This window comes from Nocardia noduli, assembly GCF_019038455.1.
In the GTDB taxonomy this organism is placed as follows: Bacteria; Actinomycetota; Actinomycetes; order Mycobacteriales; family Mycobacteriaceae; genus Nocardia; species Nocardia noduli.
In genome coordinates this window covers 52403-59332 of sequence record NZ_JAFMPL010000041.1, presented here as the reverse complement: position 1 = coordinate 59332, position 6930 = coordinate 52403, and the positions used below count along the sequence as shown (strand labels likewise).

Genomic DNA, 6930 nt, shown 5'->3' with positions numbered 1-6930 from the left:
CCCCGACCGCACTCCCGTTTCCCGCAGGCCCACCCGCCGCGGTCGCAGACGATGTGCGCGTCGGGGCGCCCCGCCCCACCCCCGGTTCACGGCGAACCGGGGGTGGGGCCATCCACTCGACAAGTAAGGGAGGTGAATCAATGCTCACCATCGTCTTGGACATCCTGGAACTGGCCTGCCGGCTCGCTCCACTGGTCCTGCCCATCATCGCGCCATTGCTCGGCCTGTAACCGAATCCGGCACTCGTTACCCGAGAGTCGCCTCGCCACAAAGCCTTCCAAACGGAAGCTCTTGATACAGTCCTCCAATATCCGGCCGCGGCTAGCAGCCGGTGCGATCGACATGATCGAGAGACAGTGCCGGGGGCCGAACTCTTGGAATCGCGATCGCGTGTATCGGGGAAGGTCGAAGGGGAATTGTGATCGTGGAACAAAACAGTCAGGCCCTGTCGTTCGCTGATCGGTTCGATACCGAGGCGCTGACGATCGTGATCGAACGCCTGGGCCCGGAGGTCGGCGAACGCATAGCCCGCGATCGGCCCACTCTGTGTGACTTGATCACCGCTTCCCTTCTTCTCGGACGCGACCCCCTCGACCTGTTCGCCGAACAGCGTTCGCGCAACGCGCAGACCGCCCGCTGAGCTCAGTCGCGAACCCCGCGGGCGATCCGTGCGTGTGACCGCGGCACCAGATGGTGATAGCGATGCGACTCCTTTCGAACCCGTAGGTAACAACGATTGCGGCCCGGATGCTGATTGCCAATAGAACATATGTTCGAGTATGGTCGTCGCATCGGCTGGCCCGGGTGGTGGTGTAGTCGCCACTACCCGGACCGATCGAGGCATTGCTGGAGCGGAAGTGGCGAATTGTCGTGACTTCCGCGCGAAGAGCTGTGGTTCTTCGTCGCGATAGCTCGCCCACGGCGGTGCGGTAGGGGCTGCGGCCTACCGGTTTGTCGTATCGCGAACCGGTGGGATCGTGGCGCGATCGCACCACGACAACGTTGTTCGCGGGAGGCTCGCGGGGTGGACCGGCGAGTGTGGTCGGGGACGGTGTGAAGGGGATATGGAACCGTGGATCGGGAAAACCAGGCGTTGTCGTTTACCCACCTGTTCGACGAAGAGGCGATATCCAAGGTGCGTGGTGAACTCGGCGGCGCGGTGGCGGGTCGCCTGAGACGCGACAAACCGACCCTGTGCGATCTTGTTCGCGTATGCCATCTCCTCGGTCGCGACCCCGTCGAACTGTTCGGCTGAGCGGACCTCTGCGAACTCGACAGCCACCACACCGGGCAGGCCACGACAAGCTTGTAGCGGCGCCGTCGTCGTGCTGTCCCCGCCGGCGTTCGCCTCCGTGCCCTGACCACACACAACGCCGCAGCCTCGATCGGCGCCGAGGCTGCACGACTCTTCCCTCTGGAAGCATCTCAAGTTGGCTCGGGCGGCGCGAAATCATGCCGAGTTCGTCTATATCCAGTTGCGGCGCGGGAGATTGCGTTCAGGCCCCGCCGCGCAACCGGTGACGTTCGTGCCGTGCGTCGTCGGCACCGGTTGAAGGCGTAGGTCGACCCAGGTCTGCTGCCGGGCGGTGACCGAACAGTCCTGGTGTACTCAACAACCGTCAGTCACCGGCGAAACGCTCGAGACAGGGATAGGAAACCGCGCGGTGACGGCTCGGCGGCGCGCAGACCTTGCAAGATGCTGCCGATTCCGGAGTCTGCCCCCTTCCTGATCCGATATGGCCCGAAAGGGCACTGAGCAGCCAATCCTGCGCGAGAACCCGAATTGCACGAAGGGAGGCGACTATGTCTGATCCACTGCTCGAACTGCTCGAGGGAGCCGCTCACGACGAGCCCGCCGAGCCACTGACCCTGGACCTGGCGCATACCGCGATGCGTGTCCATCGCGACTGCACGCTCGACACGTGTCGGCGTAAGGCCGCGGCCTACCGTGCTCTGGTCCAAGCGGGACGACTGGTCCCCGACTCGTCGCGGCAGCACTGAAGAAACTCGGCGGTCGGCTGACCGCACCGCCCACAACGTCCTCGCTGTCGTCGAGCCCTGCCCGGCGACCGGGAGTGCGCATCGCGCGTGCCGGGCAATGTTTCGAATCGAAGAGAGAAAGGCAGGACGCCCATGTCGTGGACTGGGGATCCGGTGTGGCTGGCCGATGTACTGCGAGAAGAAGGCCTGCGGGTCGTGGAGTTCTCCGACTGGCGCGAGCGCGGCCACGGCGATTTCGGTGAGATCTGGGGTGTGATCGCCCATCACACCGGCAGCTCACGCACCCCCGCGTCGGAAATCGCCTACGGACTACCGACGTTGGAAGGCCCGCTCTCCCAAGTGCACCTCGCCCGGGACGGCACCGTGACCGTCGTCGCGGTAGGGGTCGCCTGGCACGCGGGTCGGGGAGCGTGGCCGGGTTTGCCGGAGGACAACGCCAACTATCACACGATCGGTGTCGAGGCTGCCAACAACGGCACCGAGGGCTGGTCGAGCGCGCAGTACGACGCCTACGTGGGATGTTGCGCGGCGATTCTGCGCAGGCTGGGCCACGGTGCCGATCGCGTGATCGGCCACAAGGAATGGGCCGGACCCAAACAAGGTAAGTGGGATCCCGGCGCCATGGATATGGATCTCTTCCGCGCCGATGTCGCGGATCGTTTGAAAGGCGGTGCGCTGATGGCGCTTTCCGATCCCGAGCAACGCGAGTTGCTCGACAAGTTGCGCAGGGTGCATTTCGAATTGACCTACGGCTTCCAGTCACGGGTCTCCGATTCGGAGTACCGCGACACCATCGCGGGGTATGTGCTCAACGCCGATGCCGCCGACTATCGCACCGAACAACGTTTGAAGGCGCTGGAACTCAAACTCGACCGGCTGCTGAGTGCGACAGAGGAGAAACTCTGATGCGTATCCACGGTTTGCCCGAGCCCGCGCTGGTCCGGTCGGTACTGGTCGCGATCACCGGTGTCGTGGCGTACTTGCTCGGCCACACGATCGACACCGCCTGGATCGAAGCGGTACTGACCGTCTACGGCTTGCTGACACCCGTCCTGGCGGGTGCGCTCATCCGTCCCGCGGTGAGTCCGGTGGCCCGCCCCGACAGCGGGCGTTGACGGTGCCCGCATGGTTCAACCCCGAGTTGGTGCAGGCATCGGGGATGGCGATGGCCTCGGTGATCGGCGCAATCACCGCATGGCAGGCCCGCGAGGTCAACAAACTCCGCACCCGAGTCGAATCCCTCGAGGCGCAAGCTGTCGATGACAAGAAACGTTTCCGCGACGCGATCCGCCTGATCCGCGCCCTGCAGGACCACATCGACGAACTCCGACTCTTCCTGCGGCTACACGTGCCAGGCCAGGAACCACCGCAGGCACGCTACAAGATCCCGCCCTCGCTCGAAGAAGAGATCTGAGCCCGTCCGACAGTCGTGGCGGCGTCTCATCCTGCGCGTTGCGCATACCGAACGATTAGAAGCTGATGGATGGTTGATATGTCTTTCGAAGACGTACGCGATGGCGTGCAATTCGTGCGTTTCGCCGACGGCGGCGACGTGGAGGAAGGGCGGCGCCCGGACTGGGATGACGGGATGCTGGCGATGTCACGCCCGGGTTCGCTTGTCCCGTTCCTGCAATGGTCCACCGTAGCCTCGACCGGGGGAGCGATGCTGGGGAAAGCTTTACAGGGTAAGGCTTTCGCGGCCGGAGGCGAAGTGGAAGAGGAGCACGGCCCCAGCAATGACGGCGGCTTTCTTTCCACCGCCAAGTCGGGTTCGTTGTTCCCGTTTCTGCAGTGGCACAACTGGTACAACATCGCCCAGGGCTCCCGCACGCAGGTTGCCGGTGCGGGCGGGGAGGACGTGATGTCGGCGCTGGTCGGCGCGGTGACCGGGCCTGCGGGAGCGGCGGCCGCCGCCGCCTCGACCGCGTTGACCAACGTGGTCGGGAATGTGGTTCAGCAATTCTCGAACCAGGTCGACTCGTTGCGAAAGACTGCTCCGTTGCCGAGGGCGTCGCAGCCGCGGTTGCGCAGTCTCGAAGGCCGTCTGAGTGGTCCGGAGATCGACCGGTCCACCACTATCAACGTGGTCAGGTCCGAGGGTTATGGCCCGGTGGTGCCGAACAACGCGTTGCGTGATCGCGCACTGACCTACCTCTCACACGTGCACTGATTCCAAACCCGCCTGGGCTTCGGAGTAGTGCAGTTATGACCATGTCGTCCCAGATCAGAGAGAGGGGGTGAAGGGATGCTCACCGTCATCGCAGACATCGTGAAATTGATCAGTGACCTGATTCCGCTGTTGCTGCCATTGTTCGGACTGTGATCCGTGCAGTGCCGGAGCGGGGTTCGCGGGGCGGATACGCCGATGTGCCGCGTATCCCTGGAATTCCCTGTGGCCGTGACCGCCGTTTGCGAGCTGTCGGCCCACACCCGAATGTATTCGTTTCCACGGAGTTTCCGTGAACCCGACTTTGGAGAAGATCGTGCCCACCTCCGATGAATCCCCCACATCCCTCGCCGAACAGATCGTCACCGATATTCAAGCCGTGGTCGCCCGGCTGGCGACGCTGAAGGCCGATATCGACGTCCTGTCCAATCTCGCGCAGGGTCTCGCCATGACCGTCGTCGCGGCGGTTCCGGCGCCCGCTCCGACCGAAGAGGGTCTGGACGCGACCGTTTCGCTCGGCTCGGCACCGGAAGTGGTGTGATGCCGGCCTATCCCGTGGCGGGGGAGTTCCCTGATTTCGAACAGTTCATGCTCGATCTGTTCACTCCGGTCGCCACTACTGTCACCACACTGCCTGCCACCTCGACGGCGTTGCAGTCGGCGCTTCCGTTGATCTGGGTCCGCAATTCCGGTGGAACGCTGGATATCAACGCGATCACCTACAAGGCGAAGGTCGATGTCGTCGCCTTCGGGACTACTCGTGCCCAAGCACAGCAGTTGGCTGTTCAGATCCGTACCGCGATGCTGGGCGCACCGGCCAGCCGAGTCAATGGTGTGCTCGTCGACTACGTCGAGGAAGTCGAAGCCGACGAGCCGAAATTCCATGCCCCGATTCTGCGCCGTAGCCGCGGTCTGACCGAGGTGCCCGACCTCGACCCCCTCAATCAGATGGTCGAAGTCGCCTTCGCGATCGAAGCCCGCCGCCAGTAGGCGGAGCGAAAACCCGTCCCGGATGGGGCTTTTCACCGACATCGAACCGGTGTCGGTGCGTTAACCATGCCCGCATGTCGCGGGCGCTCGAATGGAGACATATGCCTGCCACCAATCTCACGGCGCTCAAGTCGGCGCAGCGATCGCTGCTGCTCAAGCCGCTGGATGCTGCCGTGTTCATCGCCCCCTGGTACACCCCGGCGCCCGCGGCGTTCACCGATACCTCCGGCAACCTGCAGTCGTTGCCTTCGGCGTTCCAGCCGGTCGGCCTGATCGACAAGAAGACCGGTGTGGCCTTCGCCCGCGGTATCACCGCCGCGCCGATCGAGGCCTACGGTGAACTGCAGCCGGTGCGCAACGACGTCACCAGCGATATCACCACCATCGAATTCCAGCCGCAGCAGACCAACGCGCTCACGCTGAAGCTCGCCACCAGCGCCAACCTGACGCAGGTCAAGGCCGATGCCGCCTCCGGTGAGGTGTTCTTCCCCCAGCCGGCCTCGGAGGAGATCACCTACTACTCGGCGATCATCATCGGCAAGGACGGCAACGACGCCAACCCGATCTACATCTACAAGGTCCTGCCCAAGGTCGCGGTCAGCAAATTCGGCGGGGAGCAGTGGAACCCGACCGAGGTTCTCGCTCAGAAACTGACCATGGTCGCGTTCAAGGACGACACCGCCGGCTACGCGGTCGCCCACGGCTTCGGCGGCCTGGGCTGGAAGAAGCTGGTAGCGCAGTCGGGCCTGAACTACAACGCCACCCTCACCGTCACCCCGGCCACCCTGACCGTGGCCACCGGTGCCGCCTCCGCCCCGCTGGTCGTGACCGACCAGTTCGGTGGGGTCATCGCGAATTCCGCGGTCACCTTCACCTCCTCGGTCCCGGCCAAGGCGACCGTCGCCGCCAGTGGCGTCATCACCGGCGTCTCGGCCGGCGCGACGGTCATCACGGCCTCCTTCACCCCGCCCGGCGGCACCGCGGCCACCGCGACCTGCGCGGTCACCGTCAGCTAAAGGGTGCTCGAACTCCCAGGCCCCAGGCCTGGGCGTGGGGCGTGTCGTGTGTCTCCGGTCATGGCACGCCCCACAACCTCCCTATCCATTCTTCCGGAGAAGAAAGCGGGTCCACGTGTCCGCCATTCCCACCCAGTACCCCGTCACGATGACCGACGGCGACAACGACTACATCGTGTCCAACGCCTCGGAATACGTCAACGCCGTCTACAAGCTCGGCCACGAACCCAAGATCGAGGCCGCGGTCGTCGTCGACACCGAAAACGACGCGTCGAAGTCCAAGTAACACAACACATCCGGAGACCACCATGACACACTCATCCGATACTCCCGTCGGGACCGAAGTCGGCGGCCGCTTCCACGAGCTGCAGGCCGAACTCGCTCCGCGCCGCCGCGCTCCCTACCGCCTGACCGACGAGATCTCCATCGCGCCGGTCACCCGCGGCCAACTTCTGGCCCTGCGGCGTACACACAACGACGACGAGCAGATGGCCGTCGTCCTGGGCGACCAGTACGACGCCGTCGAGGCCCTCTTCGCCGAACGGCCGCTGGATGAGTGGTACGCCTTCCAGAAAGACCTCTACGCCCACCTCTTCGGCCAAGGCTCCTCGGAGCTGCCGGGGGGATCGCAGGGCTCGTAGAGTTCTGGGAACGCTTCGGTGCCGCGCTCGACTACGACCTGCTCGAGCGCGGCATCGACGTCCGGGACTGCTTCGGGCCCGACACAATTCGCACCCGCGACTGGCGGACCATCTG

Annotated in this window: 13 protein-coding genes; all 13 read left to right on the top strand. The window is 64.5% G+C overall.

Features of this window, described 5'->3' with window-relative positions; genetic code table 11:
- Nucleotides 1–230: hypothetical protein (locus tag JZ792_RS21980; RefSeq protein ID WP_216912847.1), on the top strand; the 230-nt coding region annotated here is incomplete at its 5' end.
- A gap of 194 nt (nucleotides 231–424) precedes the next feature.
- Nucleotides 425–640 carry a hypothetical protein gene (locus tag JZ792_RS21975; protein WP_216912845.1) on the top strand — a complete coding sequence of 72 codons (216 nt, stop codon included), beginning with the start codon at nucleotides 425–427 and terminating at the stop codon, nucleotides 638–640.
- A gap of 432 nt (nucleotides 641–1072) precedes the next feature.
- On the top strand, nucleotides 1073–1255 hold the full coding sequence (locus JZ792_RS21970; RefSeq protein WP_216912843.1) for a hypothetical protein: 183 nt from the start codon (nucleotides 1073–1075) through the stop codon (nucleotides 1253–1255).
- Nucleotides 1256–1803: 548 nt separating this feature from the next.
- On the top strand, nucleotides 1804–2001 hold the full coding sequence (locus JZ792_RS21965; RefSeq protein WP_216912841.1) for a hypothetical protein: 198 nt from the start codon (nucleotides 1804–1806) through the stop codon (nucleotides 1999–2001).
- A gap of 132 nt (nucleotides 2002–2133) precedes the next feature.
- Entirely contained in the window at nucleotides 2134–2907 is a 774-nt protein-coding gene (locus tag JZ792_RS21960) for an N-acetylmuramoyl-L-alanine amidase (RefSeq protein ID WP_216912839.1), read from the top strand.
- Entirely contained in the window at nucleotides 2907–3116 is a 210-nt protein-coding gene (locus JZ792_RS21955; RefSeq protein ID WP_216912837.1) for a hypothetical protein, read from the top strand. The genes JZ792_RS21960 and JZ792_RS21955 overlap by 1 nt, the downstream gene beginning before the upstream one ends.
- Nucleotides 3117–3118: 2 nt before the next feature.
- Nucleotides 3119–3415 (top strand): hypothetical protein, encoded by a 297-nt coding sequence (locus tag JZ792_RS21950; RefSeq protein WP_216912835.1) that lies wholly within the window; start codon nucleotides 3119–3121, stop codon nucleotides 3413–3415.
- Between the two features lie 78 nt (nucleotides 3416–3493).
- Complete coding sequence (locus JZ792_RS21945; protein WP_216912833.1) at nucleotides 3494–4171, top strand: hypothetical protein; 678 nt, start codon at nucleotides 3494–3496, stop codon at nucleotides 4169–4171.
- Nucleotides 4172–4460: 289 nt separating this feature from the next.
- Nucleotides 4461–4709, top strand: coding sequence for a hypothetical protein (locus JZ792_RS21940; protein WP_216912831.1), 249 nt, complete (start codon nucleotides 4461–4463; stop codon nucleotides 4707–4709).
- On the top strand, nucleotides 4709–5158 hold the full coding sequence (locus JZ792_RS21935) for a phage tail termination protein (RefSeq protein WP_216912829.1): 450 nt from the start codon (nucleotides 4709–4711) through the stop codon (nucleotides 5156–5158). Before JZ792_RS21940 ends, JZ792_RS21935 begins: the two co-directional genes overlap by 1 nt.
- Before the next feature lie 101 nt (nucleotides 5159–5259).
- A complete protein-coding gene (locus JZ792_RS21930; RefSeq protein WP_216912827.1) occupies nucleotides 5260–6174 on the top strand; it encodes an Ig-like domain-containing protein in 915 nt (304 codons plus the stop codon).
- A gap of 115 nt (nucleotides 6175–6289) precedes the next feature.
- On the top strand, nucleotides 6290–6460 hold the full coding sequence (locus JZ792_RS21925) for a hypothetical protein (protein ID WP_216912825.1): 171 nt from the start codon (nucleotides 6290–6292) through the stop codon (nucleotides 6458–6460).
- A gap of 22 nt (nucleotides 6461–6482) precedes the next feature.
- Nucleotides 6483–6815, top strand: coding sequence for a hypothetical protein (locus JZ792_RS21920; RefSeq protein ID WP_216912823.1), 333 nt, complete (start codon nucleotides 6483–6485; stop codon nucleotides 6813–6815).
- Nucleotides 6816–6930 lie beyond the last annotated feature (115 nt).